Source organism: Altererythrobacter chaiwopuensis (assembly GCF_054957735.1).
Genome location: NZ_JBTXJF010000003.1, coordinates 71,903 through 88,923 on the forward strand (window position 1 = coordinate 71,903; position 17,021 = coordinate 88,923).

Genomic DNA, 17,021 nt, shown 5'->3' on the forward strand with positions numbered 1-17,021 from the left:
TCAGAACGAGGCAGGCCGTGGTCCGCAGCCTAGCGCGCCTTGATAAAGGTTCGAATGTCATCGGAAAGCTTTTGCCGGTCCTCGTCGCGCACATACATCATGTGGCCTGAATCGTAATAATGCCACAGCACCCGGTCCTGCGGGATACCGGTGCGGCTGAGCGAATATTCGGCGGCGAAAAAGGGCGTTGCAAAATCGTACCAGCCCTGCGCCACGAACACCCGCATCTGTGAATTTTCGCGCAGCGCCCTGCCCAGATAGGGTGCGACATTGAGATAGGCATTGGTGTCGCGCCCGCCCTTCAATTTCCAGTCCCAGTCGTTCACCCCGCCGATGGTGATATAATCGCGATCAGTCTGATAGCCGATAGTGCCGCGCAGAAAGCTGTTGGCGGCGGCGGTATAGCCCCCGTCAATACCGTAGAAGCTGGGATCATTGTCAGGCCCTTCACCGGCATTGTCGTAATCCTTGCCGGTATAGCGGCTGTCGAGCCGCCCGACGGTCAAGCCGCGGTCGCGCAGCAGTTCCTTGTAGAAGCGGTTAGGGGTGACGCGCAGATCGGTGTTTTCGAGATATTGTTCGGAAAGCCCGGTCAATCGCGCCAGCTGGCTGCGAATCGCGCTGCGTTCTTCGGCACTCGCCTTCTGCCCCTTGAGCAGGAAGGCGGCATAGGGGCCGATGGCAAACTGCCGCGCCTCCTCGGCAAAGGCGGCTGCCGAAGTGCCTTCGGCCTTGCCGTGATAGAGCGCGGTCACCGCAAAGCTGGGCAGGTTGGTGATATAGCCCAGCTCGTTGCCTTCGGTATCGGCACCGGCGGCGAAATCGAGGATTGTCGAAATCAGGATCACGCCATTGAGTGCGACATCGTTATAGCCACCCTCCAGTTCGTTGACGACAGCGGCAGAGCGGGTGGTGCCGTAGCTTTCTCCGCCAAGAAATTTTGGGCTGTTCCAGCGATCGTTTTCGCTCAGCCATTTGCGGATCACCCTGGCGACCGAGGCGGCGTCCTGGCTCACGCCCCAGTAATCCTTGGGATCAGTTTCGCCGATGGTATGGCTGAAGCCCGTGCCGACGGGATCGATGAACACCAAATCGGTGACGTCGAGGATCGAATCGGGATTATCGAGGATGGGGTAGGGCGGCGCGCCATCGTCGCGCGCGTCAGAGGGGATCGCGACGCGTTTGGGCCCGAACGCTCCCATCTGGAGCCACAGCGAGGCAGAGCCCGGCCCGCCGTTGAACAGGAAGGTCACGGGCCGGTTCGGGTCTTTGGGTTCAGCGACGTAGGATGTGGTGACAATCGCCGCCTTGGGTGTGCCTTTGTCATCTTTCAGCACCTGTTCGGCCACCGTGGCGGTATAGCGCATGGTTCGCCCGCCGAAGGCGCCGCTGAGGCTCTTGCTGGCGGAGTTTGGCTTGTATTCGACCGCTGCTGCGGCAGGTTTGGGCTTGGTCTCTTCATCTGCCCGGGCAGCGGAAGAAACGACGGTGAGCGACAGCGCGGCAAGCGCCGCAGCAAGGGTGCGTGAAATCATGCGCGAAGGTCTATGTGACTTACCCGGTGAAATCAATCGACGCTGATATCACCGCATTTTCCGCGAAGTCTTGCCGTAACGCATCTTGCGCGTGCCGGGGCGGCCTTCGGTGCTTTTGCCGACCATCGGCGCTTTCTTCTCGCCATCGGGCAAGCCCAGTTCCTCATTCTCCAGTCGCCGGATTTCGTCGCGCAGCCGCCCGGCTTCCTCGAACTCGAGATCGGCTGCTGCCTCGCGCATCTTCTTCTCCAGATCCTCGATATAGGCGCGCAAATTGTGGCCCACCAGATTGTTGCGCCCGTCTTCCGCATCGATCTCCACCAGCACCCCGTCGCGGCTGGCGGTATCGGCGACGATATCATGGATGGAGCGCTTGATGCTTTCCGGCGTAATCCCGTGCGCCTGGTTGAAGGCGTGTTGCTTTTCGCGCCGACGGTCGGTTTCGGCCATGGCGCGTTCCATGCTGCCGGTGATCCGGTCAGCATAGAGGATAACCCGCCCGTCGACATTGCGCGCCGCGCGCCCGATGGTCTGGATCAGCGAGGTTTCACTGCGCAGGAAGCCCTCCTTGTCGGCGTCGAGGATGCAGACGAGCCCGCATTCGGGGATGTCCAGCCCCTCGCGCAGCAGATTGATCCCCACCAGCACGTCATAGACGCCGAGGCGCAGGTCGCGGATCAACTCGATCCGCTCGAGCGTTTCGACGTCCGAATGCATGTAGCGCACCCTGATGCCCGCCTCGTGCATGAATTCGGTCAGATCCTCGGCCATGCGCTTGGTCAGCGTAGTGACCAGCGTGCGATAGCCAAGCGCCGCCGTGGCGCGGCACTGTTCGATGCAATCCTGCACCTGATCCTCAACGGGGCGGATCTCGACCGGCGGATCGATCAGCCCGGTGGGGCGGATCACCTGTTCGGCGAACACGCCGCCGGTCTGCTCCATCTCCCAACCGCCGGGCGTGGCTGAAACCGCTATTGTCTGCGGGCGCATCGCGTCCCATTCGTTGAATCTCAAAGGACGATTGTCGATGCAGCTGGGCAGGCGGAAACCGTATTCGGCCAGCGTGATCTTGCGGCGATGATCGCCCTTGGACATGGCCCCGATCTGCGGCACCGTCTGGTGGCTTTCATCAACAAACAGCAGCGCATTTTCGGGCAGATATTCGAACAGCGTCGGCGGCGGCTCGCCCGGTAACCGCCCGGTTAGGAAGCGGCTGTAATTCTCGATTCCTGCGCAGCTACCGGTGGCGGCGATCATCTCAAGGTCGAAATTGGTGCGCTGCTCGAGCCGCTGGTGTTCGAGCAGCTTGCCCTCCGCCTCCAGCTCCTTCAGCCGCTCGGCTAGCTCGAACCGGATCGCCTCGGTCGCCTGCTTCATCGTCGGGCCGGGTGTGACATAGTGCGAATTGGCATAGACCCGTACCTTTTCCAGGTTGGCGCCCTTCTTGCCGGTGAGCGGATCGAATTCGCTGATCTCCTCGATCTCGTCACCGAAAAAGCTGATCCGCCACGCCATGTCTTCATAGTGGCTGGGAAACAGTTCCAGGCTGTCGCCGCGCACGCGAAAACTGCCGCGCGCAAAGGCGGTATCGTTGCGCTTGTATTGCAGCGCCACCAGCTTGCGGATCAGCTCGCGCTGATCGACCGTGCTGCCTTGCTTGATGTCGAACACCATCGCCGAATAGGTCTCGACCGAGCCGATGCCGTAGAGGCAGGAAACCGAGGCCACGATCACCACATCGTCCCGCTCCAGCAGCGCGCGCGTGGCCGAATGGCGCATCCGGTCGATCGCCTCGTTTACGCTCGATTCCTTCTCGATATAGGTATCACTGCGCGGCACATAGGCCTCAGGCTGGTAGTAATCGTAATAGGATACGAAATACTCGACCGCGTTTTCGGGGAAGAAACTCTTGAACTCGCCATATAGCTGCGCCGCCAGGATCTTGTTGGGCGCGAGCACCAGCGCCGGGCGCTGCATCTGTTCGATCACCTTGGCCATGGTGAAGGTCTTGCCCGATCCGGTTACGCCCAGCAGAACTTGGGTCTGCTCACCCTCTTGCGCTGCCTGGACCAGTTCAGCGATCGCCGCTGGCTGATCGCCGGCCGGTTCGTATTCGCTCACCAGCTTGAATGCGCGGCCGCCGTCCGCCTTGTCAGGGCGGGCGGGGCGGTGCGGCGTGAAGTCGCCGCTTGTGTCGGGCTCGTCCAACCCTCTGCGGATCACCAGTTCTGCCATGCGGAACATATGGAGCACATGGGGGCGAATGGCAATCGCGCGATATGGTAAGAATATCTTCGCACCAGCGCGCTATGATGCCGCCCAAGAAGGGGACCAGGCGATGAATTGCATCCGGTTGATTTTTGTTGGCGCTGCGACGGCGCTGGTGGCGGGCTGTGCGGTCGATCATCCCGACAATGTGCCGCTGCATGGCGAATGGGAAATCGCGACCCGGCTCAGCAGCATGACGGTCGACGGGATGGCAGTGCCGCCTGCTACACTGCCGCCAGAGTTGAAGGGGCTGAATGACCAGGAGAAGCGCTGCGGCGAACCCATGTTCATCGACCGCGATTGGCAACAGGACGATATCGACCGCCGGTTGGCAGGCAAGTGCACGATCGATCAGTATCGCGTCACCCCGACGCGCGTTACCGGCAAGGGGATGTGTCAGGGCATTTCGCCGGGTGCGGATTTCAATCCCCGTTTCACGCTCGATATCGCGCAGGCGGAAGACCACTACCGAATGACCATCACCATGCTCGGCAGCGCGACTATCTCGGGCCTTCCTGGCAGACATGTGATCAGCGTTACGGCCAAGCAGGAAGGCAAGCGGATCGGGGACTGCTAGCGCTTCGTCCGGGTACCCCCGGCGATAGGCGCGACCTGCCGATCAAGCAGGGAATTGCCCTGATCAGGGTTATCGCTTGAGCATAAGCACTTACTATTGGCTCCGATCTGGAGCGAATTTGATATGCTGCTGCCGAGCGCCGATTGGCGCCAGCCATTTCAATTGCACCGAAATGGCCACAACTTGCAGTGAATCAGACATTTAGAGCAGGCAGCTTGGCCTGCATGGCTAACGCACAACCGCTTCACTTCATCGATCCGTCAAGCCGGTCACGGGCCGAACTTGCGCAGTTGGGTTTCGCGCTCGGGCACCATACGGAGGTCTATGGTGATATCGACGACCTTGCCGCCCATCCGCCGCGCGGAGGCATCATCCTGGCACGCGACGATGTGGTGGGCAAAGGTGTTGCCGCGATGATCGCCAGGCTGGGGCAGATCGGGGTGAGCCTGCCGGTCGTTGCGATGGCAGAATATGCTGAGGCAAGCCGGATTGTCGCCGCGATCAAGGCGGGTGCGCTCGATTATCTCACCATGCCGATCGAACCGGCGTATTTTGCCAAGGCGCTGGCGCGGATCGCCAAGGAAGCGCAAACCTATAACGAAGCGCAGCAGCGCATGATCGATGCGCGCAGCCGGATCGCAGGCCTTTCTTCCCGCGAGCGTGAAGTGCTCGACTGGCTGACCCGCGGCAGCAGCAACAAGACCATCGCGCGCGAGCTCGATATCAGCCCGCGCACGGTCGAGATCCACCGCTCCAACATGATGTCCAAGCTGGGCGCGGCGCATGCGGCGGAAGCAGTGCGGCTCATGCTTGAGGCGCGACTGGACGACGCCGCCTGAGCAGCGATCAGCGGCAGAAACCGCCGCCGCCAATTTCCAGATGCAGGTGATCGCGATGCGCAGTATTGTACTGCGGCCCCAAGACCGTGCCGAAGCGCTTGCATGCACTGGCGTGCACCACGTGCAGGAATTCGCGTTCTTCGCGGCTCCCATCCGCCCATCCGCCCAGCACGCTGATGCGGCGGCCATCTGCAAGCACGAAGCCGGCGACATCGATTGCCTCAGCCGTGGCGTGGGCTGATCGGCGTTCAGTCCCCGCAACGTTGCGGCAGGTATAGCTGCCCATAGTCTCGATCCGGGCGATCGGACTGCCAAGAATCTGGCGGGCTGCCCGATCCACCCCGAACCGCGCCCATTCGGCAAACACTTGTGCCGTGCGGCACTGGACCGCGCCGATATTGCTCACGCTCAATTGCGACCGATCGCCGCGCACGGCGGACAATTGCACCGCGCCCGTAACGGCGCAGCCGGGGCCGTCAAAGCGATCGGGCAGGGCAGAGAAACGCGAACCGGTATCGTTCAGCCCTGCCAGGCACATTTGCGTATCGGGGTTGACGGCGAGCGGGCGGGGCGCCGATTGCGGGGCCCGGCGCGAGCTTTCAGGCACCGCACCGCAGGCGGCGAGTGCCGCAGTGGCCAGGAGAAGGAGAAGCTTGCGTGCGCACATGGCGGCAATTGTCCGCAATCATGGTTAATCAATGGTAAACGCGCGTTATTCAGGCAATTCTTCCGCAACCTGCTCCCACAGTTCGATCTTCACCCCGTCAGGATCGAGCACCCAGGCGAACTTGCCATAGCCCTCATCGACGTGGTCGAGCACCTTCACACCGCGCTTCTTGAGCAGCTTCAGGAAGCCGTCAAGATCGTCGACCCTGAGGTTGACCATGAAGCCGCCTGTTCCGGGCTTGAAATAGGTATCGTCCTTGAAATGGCTGATCAGCGAATAGGGGTTTGCCTTGGGCTCATCCGCCCAGGCGAGCTGCGGGCCGTATGGCCCATCGATCCCCAGCTTGTCGCGATACCATTCGCGCGTAACTTCCGGGTCTTTCACGACATAGAACACACCGCCCAATCCGGTAATTCTGGCCATCTCCACTTCTCCTTCCGTCAGAAGGGGGAATGGACGATTGCGGGCTGGCTGGCGAGTCCCTTGTAGCGCTAGAACCGGGTTGTGAATTCGATCAGCGATTGCGGCATCAGATCGAGCAGGGCGATTTCAATCATCTTGTCCAATCCGGTCACGATCATCAATCCAACCGTCAGCAGCGCCACACCGAAGATCGGCTTGGCGTAGCGGGCGATAGTTTGCATTGCCTGGCCACGTTCTTTCAAGGCACGGCGCGATCCATAGGCAAAGACGAGGATCGAGGCCGCCACGCCCAGGCCGAACACCAGAAAGATCAGCATGCTGGCAGCGAGGTTTTCACCCTGGCTTGCAGCCGCAATCGCCACGCCCAGCGTGGGGCCGATACATGGCGCCCAGACCACGCCCAGCAGCAAGCCGACCACGAATTGACCGCCTGCGCCGTCGCCGCTTATCTTCTGCAGGCGCTGATGCCCGAAATTGGAAACGGGTGCAGCCGCAGCGCTGATCACAGCCTGCAACCTTGGCATCAGCAGCACCGCGCCAGCCAGCGCCAACAGGGCCCCTGCGCCCAGCCGAACCACTTGTTCGTTGATGCCGATCGAGTAACCGAATGCAATCACGCTGAAGCCGAACAGCGTGAAGCTGGCTACCAGACCGGCCGATAGCGCCAGTGGCCCGGCCTTGCTCTTGCCGAGTGCCGAAGCGACCAGGATTGGCACCAGCGGCAGGACGCAGGGGTTGAGGATCGTCACCAGTCCGGCGACGAAAGCGAGCAATACGCTTGAAATCATGTCAGGCAGGCGAGCAGGCGGAATGCACCAGGAACGCCATCAGATCGCATCGAACACAAGCTTGCGCAGCCGGGTGCGGTCAGTCTCCGCGATTGAACGGGCCACTTCCTTTTCACCCTTGAACACCAGGATGGTCGATTGGCGCGGAATGCGGTGCGCGCGCAGGAAATCCTTGTCCTTGTCGAAATTGACCTTGACGAAGGTCACATTGGAAAGGCGCTTGTCCTCGCGCAATTCGTCAAGGATCGGCTCTTGCGCGCGGCAGGTGGGGCACCATGTCGCATAGACATCCACCACTATGGCATTGCCGGATTGCTGGGCCTTGGCAAAACCCTGAGCGGAATAATCGACCCATCCTTCACGCGAGTCGCTGGCTGCAAGACTGAATGCACCGAACATGAAAGAGGCGACGGCGGCAATGATGGCGAAAAAGCGTAGCATTAACAAACTCCGGTATTAAGCGGAGTCTATCTCCGCTCTTTACCCCCAGTTCGCCGTGGAGCTTCAAAAGGTTACAGCCTCAATAGCCGCTGGCCTGCCCGTCCTTGCGCATTTCGGTGGCCCCGGTCAGCACGCCGGTTTCGGGATCGCGCGCGATCGCCTGGTATCCGCCGAACATGATCCCGTTATCGACCACTTCGACATTGTGGCCCATCTCGCGCAGTCTGGTGACGGTCGACGCCGGAATGCCCGGTTCGACAAACAGCGTGCCGAGCGGATCCTTCGCGGGGCCGCTGGCGGGTTCGGTCGGTTGGCGCCCGCCATCGTGATTGAGCCGTGCCGCATCGCCTGCCTCCTGCAGGTTCATGCCGTAATCCACCAGATTGATCAGCACTTGCACATGCCCCTGTGGCTGCATCCCGCCGCCCATCAGCCCCAGCGTCATGTATGGCTTGCCATCCTTCTTCACGAAGGCGGGGATGATCGTCTGGAACGGGCGCTTGCCCGGCGCATAGGCATTGGCATGCGCAGGATCGAGGCTGAACAGCTCGCCGCGATCCTGGAACATGAAGCCGAGGCCGTCAGGGGTCAGCCCGCTACCCATGCCGCGATAGTTGGACTGGATCAGGCTGACCATCAGCCCGTCCTTGTCCACCACGGTAAGATAGGTGGTGTCACCCGGCCCCTCCAGCTTGGGCTCGGGCAAGGGGTCGCCGGGTGCGAATTCGGGCGTTGCCCTGTCAGGATCGATCAGCGCGAAACGCGCCTTGCCGTATCCGTCGCTCAGCAGCTCCATCGGGAAGGGCGCGTAACCTGGGTCGGCATAAAACTTTGCCACATCGGCATAGGCAAGGCGCTTCGCCTCGGTGATGTAATGGATCACTTCCGGGCTGCCGCGCTCCCATTGCGAGAGGTCGACGTTCTTGAGAATGCTGACCATCTGCAGCGCGGCGAAACCTTGCGAATTGGGCGGCAGTTCGCACAGCTCGTAACCCTTGCGATAGGCGGTGCAGGCGGGCTCGACCCATTCGCTGCGGTGGGCCGCGAAATCTTCCAGCGTATAGGCGCTGCCCTGCCGCTGGAGATAATCGACCATCACCTGCGCGCTCTGGCCGCTGTAGAACTCGTCGCGCCCGTTTTGCGCAATCCGCTCCAGCGTATTGGCAAGGTTGGGATTTTTGAAGATCTCACCCGCCTTGGGTGCCCCATCGGCGAACCATGTGGCCTGGGCATTGGTGAAATCGAACTGGTCGGCGCGGGCTTCGAACGCGCGCAGATTGCGTGCGAAATACTCGCCGATCACCGGAGCTATGGGGTGTCCTTCGCGCGCGTATTTGATGGTGGGCGCAAGTACGTCTGCCATCGGCAGCTGGCCAAAGCGGTTGTGCATTTCGAACCAGCCATCGACCGTGCCCGGAATGGTAACCGGCAGAGCGCCAAGCGGCGGCAGGCTGTCCGCCTCACCCAGCTTGGCCTTGAGCTGATCAAGCGTCTGGTTTTGCGGAGAACGGCCCGAACCGTTGAGGCCATAGAGCTTTTCGGTTGCAGGATCGTAGATGATCGCGAACAGGTCGCCGCCGATGCCATTGCCGGTCGGCTCCATCAGGCCCAGCGCCGCATTGGCCGCGATCGCTGCATCCACGGCATTGCCGCCGCTCTTGAGGATATCGAGCGCGATTTGCGTTGCCAGCGGATGCGCGGTTGCGGCCATGCCGTGCTGCGCGTGGACCGGGCTGCGTGACCACGGCGCGCCAACCGGGCGCCCGCCGGGGCCGATCTGTTCGTGCACTGGCCGCGCCTCGGCCTTGTCGCCCGCGTGGTTGTCAGCCGCCAGCGGTGCGGCGAGCGCCATCGAGGCAAGCGCGGCAATGGTGAAGCGGGCGGCAGTCATAGCGGTCTCTCCAGTCTCTACAGCTTTTCAATCACGCACTTGGCGCAGGTGCTTCACCGGCCTTGCTGACCAGCACAATGGCCAGCCATGCAGCAATGAAGCCGGGCACGATTTCATACAATCCCTGGCCGCCAATGAAACTGGAATTCCAGCCCAGCGCGATCCATCCCGCCACGACCGCCGCGCCGGTGACCAGCCCGGCCAGCGCTCCGGTGCCCGTCATCCGGTCCCAGGTCAGCGAAAGTATGATCAGCGGCCCGAAGGCGGCGCCGAAACCGGCCCAGGCATTGGCGACCATGCCCAGCACTTCGCTGTCAGGGTCAGATGCAATCGCGATCGCCGCCAGCGCCACCAGTGCCACGCAGATCCGCCCGACATTTACCGCTTCGCGTTCGCTGATGTTCTTGCGCAGGAAAAGGCGGTAGAAATCCTCGGTCAGCGAGCTTGAGGAAACCAGCAATTGCGAGCTGATCGTGCTCATGATCGCGGCCAGCAGCGCGGCAAACAGGAAGCCGGTAATCAGCGGGTGAAACAGCAGGTCCGACAGGACGATGAAGATCGTCTCCGGGTCATCCAGCACGATCCCGTTGCGATGGGCATAGGCGCGCCCGGCAATGCCCACGCCCAGCGCACCAACCAGCGCCACACCCATCCACGCAAGCCCGATATTGCGCGCGGTGGCGATCTGCGCAACGCTGCGCACCGCCATGAAGCGCACGATGATATGCGGCTGGCCGAAATAGCCCAGGCCCCAGGTGACCGCGCTGATGAAGCCCATCAGCGTCAGACCGTGGGTGAGGCTGAGGAACCCCTCCTGCGGCACCTCGAGCAGCGAGGCCCCGCCGCTGCCCCCTTCGCCGAACATCACCACCAGCGGCATCAGCACCAGCGCCACCACCATGATGCAGCCCTGCACGAAATCGGTCAGGCTCACGGCCAGAAAGCCGCCCACCATGGTATAGGCCAGCACTACCCCTGCGGTGATCCAGATGCCCAGCATGTAATCGCTCATTCCCGCATTGGGCAGGATCCCGGCAAAGGCGGTTTCGAACAGCTTGCCGCCGCCCACCAGCCCGGCGGCGGTGTAAACCGTGAAGAAGGCAACCACCACCACGGCAGAGGCGATCCGCAGCGCCACCGCCCGGTCAGGAAAGCGGTTGGCGAGGAATTCGGGGATGGTCAGCGAATTGCCCAGGCTTTCGGTCTGCTCACGCAGCCGCGGGGCAACCACGATCCAGTTCGCCACCGCGCCAACAAACAGCCCGATGCCGATCCAGGCTTCGACCAGCCCGCCGGCATAAAGCGCGCCGGGCAGGCCCAGCAGCAGCCAGCCCGACATGTCCGAAGCCCCGGCGCTGAGCGCGGCCACGGCGGGCGGCAGATTGCGCCCCGCCAGCAGATAGCCTTCGCTGGTATCGGTCGAGCGCTTCCACGCGAACACGCCGATGCCGAGCATGAGGATGAAGTAAAGGGCGAGTGTTATCAGTGTTCCGCTATGCATGTTGGCAGCGGGTAACAGGCCGGGGCGGGCTTGACCACCCGCAGAGGGAAAACGACGCGGCGATCAGGCGGCGGTCAAGTGGCAGGGCATTTTCCGGCACGATGGAACACATGGAACACAGTCTTGATGAAGAAAAGCTGCGGCCTGCGGGCGAGCGCTTGCACGGCGGGGAGAAGGGGGATCGACGCGGGGAAAGAGCCGGCGCCGATATAGCGCGGGCGCAGGGGAGTAGGAAAATCGCTCGTCGTATGGATCGCGTTCCGGGAGGGTACGTAAATCAGCATCCATCCCGCCACTATCTCCGGCAGCGCGGAAGGAGAAATGGACCCTGAACCAGGTTCAGGGTGACGTGGCGCCCCCGGAGGAGCGCCGCCGCGCAACCTAACCCCCTCAGCCCTTGCGGCGGGCCTTCTTGCGTTCGTGCGGATCAAGGATCGCCTTGCGCAGCCGGATGCTCTTGGGCGTCACCTCGACCATCTCGTCATCGTCGATATAGGCGATCGCCTGTTCCAGGCTCATCCGCCGGGGCGGGGTGAGGCGGATCGCGTCATCCTTGCCCGATGAGCGGACATTGGAAAGCTGCTTTGCCTTCATCGGGTTGACTTCCAGATCGTCAGGCTTGGCATTCTCGCCGATGATCATGCCTTCATAGACCTTGACCTGCGCACCCACGAACAGTTCGCCGCGTTCTTCCAGCATGTTCAACGCATAGCTGACCGTGTCGCCATCGCCGTTGGAGATCAGCACGCCGTTGTTGCGCCCTTCGATCGGGCCTTTGTAGGGGCCGTATTTCTCGAACAGCCGGTTCATGATGCCGGTGCCGCGCGTGTCAGACAGGAATTCGCCGTGATAGCCGATCAGCCCGCGGCTGGGGGCGGAGAAGGTGATACGGGTCTTGCCCACGCCCGAGGGGCGCATTTCGGTAAGGTCGGCCTTGCGGCGCTGCATCTTCTCGACCACGGTGCCGCTGTGTTCGTCATCAACGTCGATCACCACGGTTTCGTATGGCTCGAAGCGCTGTTTTCCCTGGGGCCCGTCTTCCTCGCGGAACAGCACGCGCGGGCGCGAAATGCCCAGCTCGAAGCCTTCGCGGCGCATGGTTTCGATCAGCACGCCCAATTGCAGTTCGCCGCGCCCGGCCACCTCGAAGCTGTCCTTGTCATCGGCCTCGGTAACGCGGATGGCGACATTGGTTTCGGCTTCGCGCAGCAAACGGTCGCGGATTAGGCGGCTGGTCACCTTGTCGCCCTCGCGCCCGGCCAGCGGGCTGTTATTGACGGCAAAGCGCATCGCCAGCGTGGGCGGATCGATCGGCTGCGCGGCAATCGGTTCGCGCACGGAAGGATCGGCGATGGTGTTGGCGACGGTGGCCTTTTCGAGCCCGGCCAGCGCGATGATGTCACCCGCCTGCGCTCTCTCCACCGGCACGCGCTCAAGCCCGCGAAAGCTCATCAGCTTGGTTGCGCGCCCGGCTTCGACCACGTTCCCGTTTATGTCGAGCGCATGGATCGGATCGTTGACCTTGAGCCTGCCGGACTGCACCCGGCCGGTGAGCACGCGGCCCATGAAATTGTCACGATCGAGCAGGGTGGCGAGGAAGGTGAAGGGGCCGTTCTCGTCCAGCTGCGGGGCCGAGACATGGTTGACGATCCGTTCAAACAGCGGGGCCAGCGTGCCGCTGCGCGCGTCCTGATCGTCGCTGGCATAGCCATCGCGGCCCGAGGCGTAGAGCACGGGGAAATCGAGCTGATCGTCATTGGCGTCAAGCGACACGAACAGGTCGAACACCTCGTCCAGCACTTCCTGCGGGCGGCCATCGGGGCGATCGATCTTGTTGACCACCACAATCGGCCTGAGGCCCAGCGCCAGCGCCTTGCCGGTAACGAACTTGGTTTGCGGCATCGCGCCTTCGGCGGCATCGACCAGCAGGATCACGCCGTCGACCATGGACAGAATGCGCTCAACCTCGGCGCCGAAATCGGCGTGGCCGGGCGTGTCGATGATGTTGATGCGGATGTTTTCGCCTTCATGCTCCCATTCGACGCTGGTGCATTTGGCAAGGATGGTGATCCCGCGTTCCTTTTCGAGATCGCCCGAATCCATCGCGCGTTCTTCCACCCGCTGGTTGTCGCGGAAGGTGCCTGACTGGCGGAACAACTGGTCGACCAGCGTGGTCTTGCCATGGTCAACGTGGGCGATGATCGCAATATTGCGAAGCGAACGGGACATAGTGAACTTTCGAACGGATTGAAGGTGGCGGCATGTTGCGCCGCACAATGCTGCGCGCCCCTAGCCGATGCGTGCGCCCGCGACAAGCGGTGTGAGATTGCCTCACTGTGTCGCCATGGCAACACGCGTAACTGCCGATTGCGGCGCGAACGGATGATTCTTGTGCTGTTTCAGCGATCTCTCTAAAACGATTACATTGACCGGTGGGAAAGGCTGCGTTGCAGCTTCTCTCATACCCACCCCTCGCCGGTCATATGAGAGAGGAGATTTCATGCGTTATCAATTGACCGGCGGTGCTGCCGGATTGCGCCGCCGTGCGCTGCTTTGCAGCGTTGCAGCAATCGGCCTTGCCTTGCCTGCGGCTGCCCATGCGCAGGACGCGGGCGATGACGAGGCCGGGAGCGAACAAGGCGAATTCGCCAGTGACAATGTTATCATCGTTACCGCAACCAAGCGCGAACAGACGCTGCAGGAAACCCCGATTTCGGTTTCGGTGACATCGGGCGAGACGCTCGAACAGGCGCAGATCCGCGACGTGCTCGATCTGCAGTCGGTGGCGCCATCGCTGCGCGTCAGCCAGTTGCAGAACTCGTCATCTTCGACCTTCATCATTCGCGGGTTCGGCAATGGCGACAACAACTTCGGGATCGAGCCTTCGGTCGGCGTGTTCATCGACGGTGTATTCCGCTCGCGCTCGGCATCGTCGCTCAACGATCTGGCTAATGTCCAGCGCATCGAAGTGCTCAACGGCCCGCAGTCGACGCTGTTCGGCAAGAACGCTTCGGCTGGTGTGATTTCGGTCGTCACGCGCGAGCCGCAGTTCACCTTCGGCGGCAGCCTGGAGGCCGGCTACGGCAATCGCAATGATATCCGCGTGAAGGGCGACATTACCGGCCCGCTCAGCGAAACACTCGCTTTCTCGCTCGACGGCAGCTACAACAAGCGCGACGGTTACGCACGGATCGTCAACCTCGATGAAGAACTTTCTGATCGCGATCGCTGGACCGCGCGCGGCCAGTTGCTGTTCGAACCGACCGCTGACCTGCGCATTCGCGCGATCGGCGATTATTCACGCATCAACGAGGCATGCTGCACCGTCAGCACGCTGGTCGCAGGCCCGACCGCGCCAGCCATCTTCGCTGTTGGCGGCGCGCTGAGCACCGATTTCTTCAGCTATGACGTTTTCCTGAACAAGGTTCCGGAAAACAAGGTCGACAACTATGGCGGCTCGGTCCAGGTTGACTGGCAGACTGGCCCGCTTTCGGTAACCTCGATCACAGCTTATCGCGAATTGCAAAACTTCGTTGACCAGGATGTCGATTTCACCAGCGCCGACATTGTCAGCGAGATCCGCGATCAGGAAGTGAATACCTTTACGCAGGAACTGCGGATCGCATCGGATTTCGATGGCCCGATCAACTTCCTGCTTGGCGGCTTCTATTTCGATGAAAAGATCAACCAGGAAAGCGAACTGAACACCGGCGCGGCGGCGCGGCCGTTCTTCTCGCTGCTGGCGGGTAATCCGCTGGTGTTCAACGGGGTGGAACAGGCGCTGGGCCTGCCGCAGAACAGCATTTTCTCTGCCGGGGCGCTTACCGCAGAGAGCTATTCGATGGACAACAAATCGTGGTCGATCTTCGGCACGGTGGATTTCGAGCCGCTTGATGGCCTCGTGCTGACTGCCGGTTTCAACTATACCGACGACAAGAAGGATTTTGCCCTGTCCGGCCAGGCCTTCGATGAACTGGCCAACATCAATCTGGTCGATGCCTTCATTGTCGGCGGCATTGCTCAGGCGCTGGCGATTCCGACCAGCCAGGTGACCCCGGCGGTGATCCAGAGCTTTGCCACCGGGCAGGCAACGGCGCCGATCTTCAACCAGATCGCAACGCTGGCGCAGAACCCCGCTGCCAATCCGCTGCTGGGCCTGATACCGTTCCAGTTCCAGCCGCCCTTCCTCAACACCCCCAATGCGGTTGAGGATGGCAAGACCCGCGATGATGATTTCAGCTACACATTGCGTGCGGCCTATGAATTATCCGGCAATGTGAACGCCTATGTCAGCTATGCCACCGGCTTCAAGGCGAGCTCGGTCAATTTGTCGCGCGATAGCCGCCCGGTATTCGGTGATTTCATCCCCGGACCGCTACGTTCGACCATCCTTGCGCCGTCCTCGCCAATTCGCGATGCCGGGCTGGCGGTGCCGAACCTGGGCACCGGTTCGCGCTTTGCCGGACCTGAACAGGCCAAGGTATGGGAAGTGGGTGTAAAGGCCCAGTGGACGGGGCTGAGCATCAACCTGGCGCTGTTCGACCAGACGCTAAAGGGTTTCCAGAGCTTCCTGTTCACCGGCACTGGCTTCCAGCTCAACAATGCGGGCAAACAGTCGGTCAAGGGCTTCGAACTCGACACCCGTATCCAGCCGGTAGACAGCCTGGTGTTCACCTTCGCCGCAACCTATCTCGATCCGCTGTTCGACAGCTTTACCGAAAGCCCGGTGGGCGATCTGTCGGGCCTGCGTCCGGGCGGGATCCCATCGTGGAATCTCGCTACCTCGGCAACACATACCTATGAGTTTGCTGCGGGCACCAAGCTGGTCAGCCGCATCGATTATTCGCATGAGAGCAACACGCGGATGAACAATGGGTTGCCAACCTTCGGGCCGAACAATTTCCAGCGCGAAGTAAACCTGGTCAACGCCTCGATGACCCTGGCGCTTGAAAACGGGTTCGAAATCGGTGCCTGGGCGCGCAACCTGCTCAATGACAAATACATCATCGCGGTGTTTGATGGCGTTGCGCAGGCCGGCACGGTGTCTGGCTACCCCAGCCAGCCGCGTACCTATGGCGGCGTGGTGCGTTACAAGTTCTGACGTCAATCGCTTCAAAACCAATTGCGAAGGGGCCGGTGAGAATCGGCCCCTTTTTTATTGCCAGATCGGCGAGCTTGTGATGAACTGCCCCAGATAACTGATATAGGGGGGAATTATGCAGATCAGCGTGTCTCAAATACTTTCGAAGACAGCCGAAATCACTGGATCGCGACTGGGCGGTTTGATCGGAATGTGGCTGACATTTTTTGCCATGCAGATCATTTTCATGATGATTGCATTCGGCGCATTCGGCACATCGATGGCTGCGCTTGGATTGGCTGCCGAAGCGCAAGACATGGGCGCAATGGGCATGGGGATGGGCATCGGCATGATGTTCATGATGTTCCTTTTATATCTCGTCTATTTCTACCTCTACGCAGCCCAGTCGGCTGCGATGAGTCGGCTCGCTTCCCCACTGCTCAACCCCAATTTCGGCGAGGCTTTGACCGGCGGTTTCGTCAGCGGGATTAGCCTGATGGGTGCGTTTGTGTTGCTCGCGATCGGCTATTTCATCGGTGCGATCGTATTGGGGCTTGTCGCGGGGGTGCTGTCATTGCTGGGGCCGGTGGGCGCGGTAATCTCTGCCGTCGCGCTGATTGCGGCGCTGCTGTACCTGGCCGCCCGGCTGTCAATCCTGGCACCAGTGGTTGCGGTTGACGGGGTGCGAAATCCTGTAACTGCCATTGCCCGTGCGTGGCAGCTTACGGGTGCCAACGTTGTGAACATCCTGCTTGCATTACTGGTGCTGATTGCCGGTTCGCTGGTGCTGTTCGCGATACCCTTTGCGCTGTTCTATGGCACGATCGAAAGCCTGGGCGAGGGGGCAGTCGATCCCGCCTCTGCCATTGGTTCGATGTTCGGAATGTTTGGCCTGTTCGCGCTGGTTGGCGTGATCGTTACGGTGGTCGCATCGGTGATGATCGCGGTGATCCATGCCGGGGTATCGGGCACCCAGGCCGCGCATCTCGAACAAACCTTTGAATAGGGCGG

At 61.5% G+C, this 17,021-nt stretch carries 13 protein-coding genes; 4 read left to right on the forward strand and 9 right to left on the reverse strand.

The annotated features are described in order from the left end of the window. Positions 1–29 precede the first annotated feature (29 nt). The gene (locus tag ACX3VQ_RS11820) at positions 30–1,535 is read right to left on the reverse strand and encodes a S10 family peptidase (RefSeq protein ID WP_462581272.1); all 1,506 of its coding nucleotides are present in this window, start codon (positions 1,533–1,535) and stop codon (positions 30–32) included. A gap of 48 nt (positions 1,536–1,583) precedes the next feature. Then, positions 1,584–3,770, reverse strand: a complete 2,187-nt coding sequence (gene uvrB / locus ACX3VQ_RS11825) for an excinuclease ABC subunit UvrB (protein ID WP_462581273.1) — start codon at positions 3,768–3,770, stop codon at positions 1,584–1,586. Positions 3,771–3,798: 28 nt separating this feature from the next. Between uvrB and ACX3VQ_RS11830 the strand changes: the two genes are divergently transcribed. Next, positions 3,799–4,380, forward strand: coding sequence for a DUF3617 domain-containing protein (locus tag ACX3VQ_RS11830; RefSeq protein ID WP_462581274.1), 582 nt, complete (start codon positions 3,799–3,801; stop codon positions 4,378–4,380). Between the two features lie 224 nt (positions 4,381–4,604). Then, complete coding sequence (locus ACX3VQ_RS11835) at positions 4,605–5,219, forward strand: response regulator transcription factor (RefSeq protein WP_462581275.1); 615 nt, start codon at positions 4,605–4,607, stop codon at positions 5,217–5,219. A gap of 7 nt (positions 5,220–5,226) precedes the next feature. Here ACX3VQ_RS11835 and ACX3VQ_RS11840 read toward each other — a convergent pair whose 3' ends face one another. The 7 genes from ACX3VQ_RS11840 to typA all read right to left on the reverse strand — a co-directional run bounded on the left by ACX3VQ_RS11840 (position 5,227) and on the right by typA (position 13,159). After that, on the reverse strand, positions 5,227–5,886 hold the full coding sequence (locus tag ACX3VQ_RS11840) for an extensin family protein (RefSeq protein WP_462581454.1): 660 nt from the start codon (positions 5,884–5,886) through the stop codon (positions 5,227–5,229). Positions 5,887–5,931: 45 nt separating this feature from the next. Then, a complete protein-coding gene (locus ACX3VQ_RS11845) occupies positions 5,932–6,309 on the reverse strand; it encodes a VOC family protein (RefSeq protein WP_462581276.1) in 378 nt (125 codons plus the stop codon). A 68-nt stretch (positions 6,310–6,377) separates the two neighbouring features. Beyond that, positions 6,378–7,097, reverse strand: a complete 720-nt coding sequence (locus ACX3VQ_RS11850; protein ID WP_462581277.1) for a cytochrome c biogenesis CcdA family protein — start codon at positions 7,095–7,097, stop codon at positions 6,378–6,380. A 39-nt stretch (positions 7,098–7,136) separates the two neighbouring features. Then, complete coding sequence (locus ACX3VQ_RS11855) at positions 7,137–7,538, reverse strand: thioredoxin family protein (protein ID WP_462581278.1); 402 nt, start codon at positions 7,536–7,538, stop codon at positions 7,137–7,139. Between the two features lie 79 nt (positions 7,539–7,617). After that, a complete protein-coding gene (gene ggt / locus ACX3VQ_RS11860; RefSeq protein WP_462581279.1) occupies positions 7,618–9,429 on the reverse strand; it encodes a gamma-glutamyltransferase in 1,812 nt (603 codons plus the stop codon). Positions 9,430–9,460: 31 nt separating this feature from the next. Continuing rightward, the gene (gene putP / locus ACX3VQ_RS11865; protein ID WP_462581280.1) at positions 9,461–10,930 is read right to left on the reverse strand and encodes a sodium/proline symporter PutP; all 1,470 of its coding nucleotides are present in this window, start codon (positions 10,928–10,930) and stop codon (positions 9,461–9,463) included. Positions 10,931–11,320: 390 nt separating this feature from the next. Next, positions 11,321–13,159, reverse strand: coding sequence for a translational GTPase TypA (gene typA / locus ACX3VQ_RS11870; RefSeq protein WP_462581281.1), 1,839 nt, complete (start codon positions 13,157–13,159; stop codon positions 11,321–11,323). Between the two features lie 271 nt (positions 13,160–13,430). On the opposite strand from typA, the gene ACX3VQ_RS11875 reads away from it, so the two are divergent. Both ACX3VQ_RS11875 and ACX3VQ_RS11880 read left to right on the forward strand, forming a co-directional pair. Continuing rightward, a complete protein-coding gene (locus ACX3VQ_RS11875; RefSeq protein WP_462581282.1) occupies positions 13,431–16,031 on the forward strand; it encodes a TonB-dependent receptor in 2,601 nt (866 codons plus the stop codon). A gap of 226 nt (positions 16,032–16,257) precedes the next feature. Beyond that, positions 16,258–17,016 carry a hypothetical protein gene (locus ACX3VQ_RS11880; protein ID WP_462581283.1) on the forward strand — a complete coding sequence of 253 codons (759 nt, stop codon included), beginning with the start codon at positions 16,258–16,260 and terminating at the stop codon, positions 17,014–17,016. Positions 17,017–17,021 lie beyond the last annotated feature (5 nt).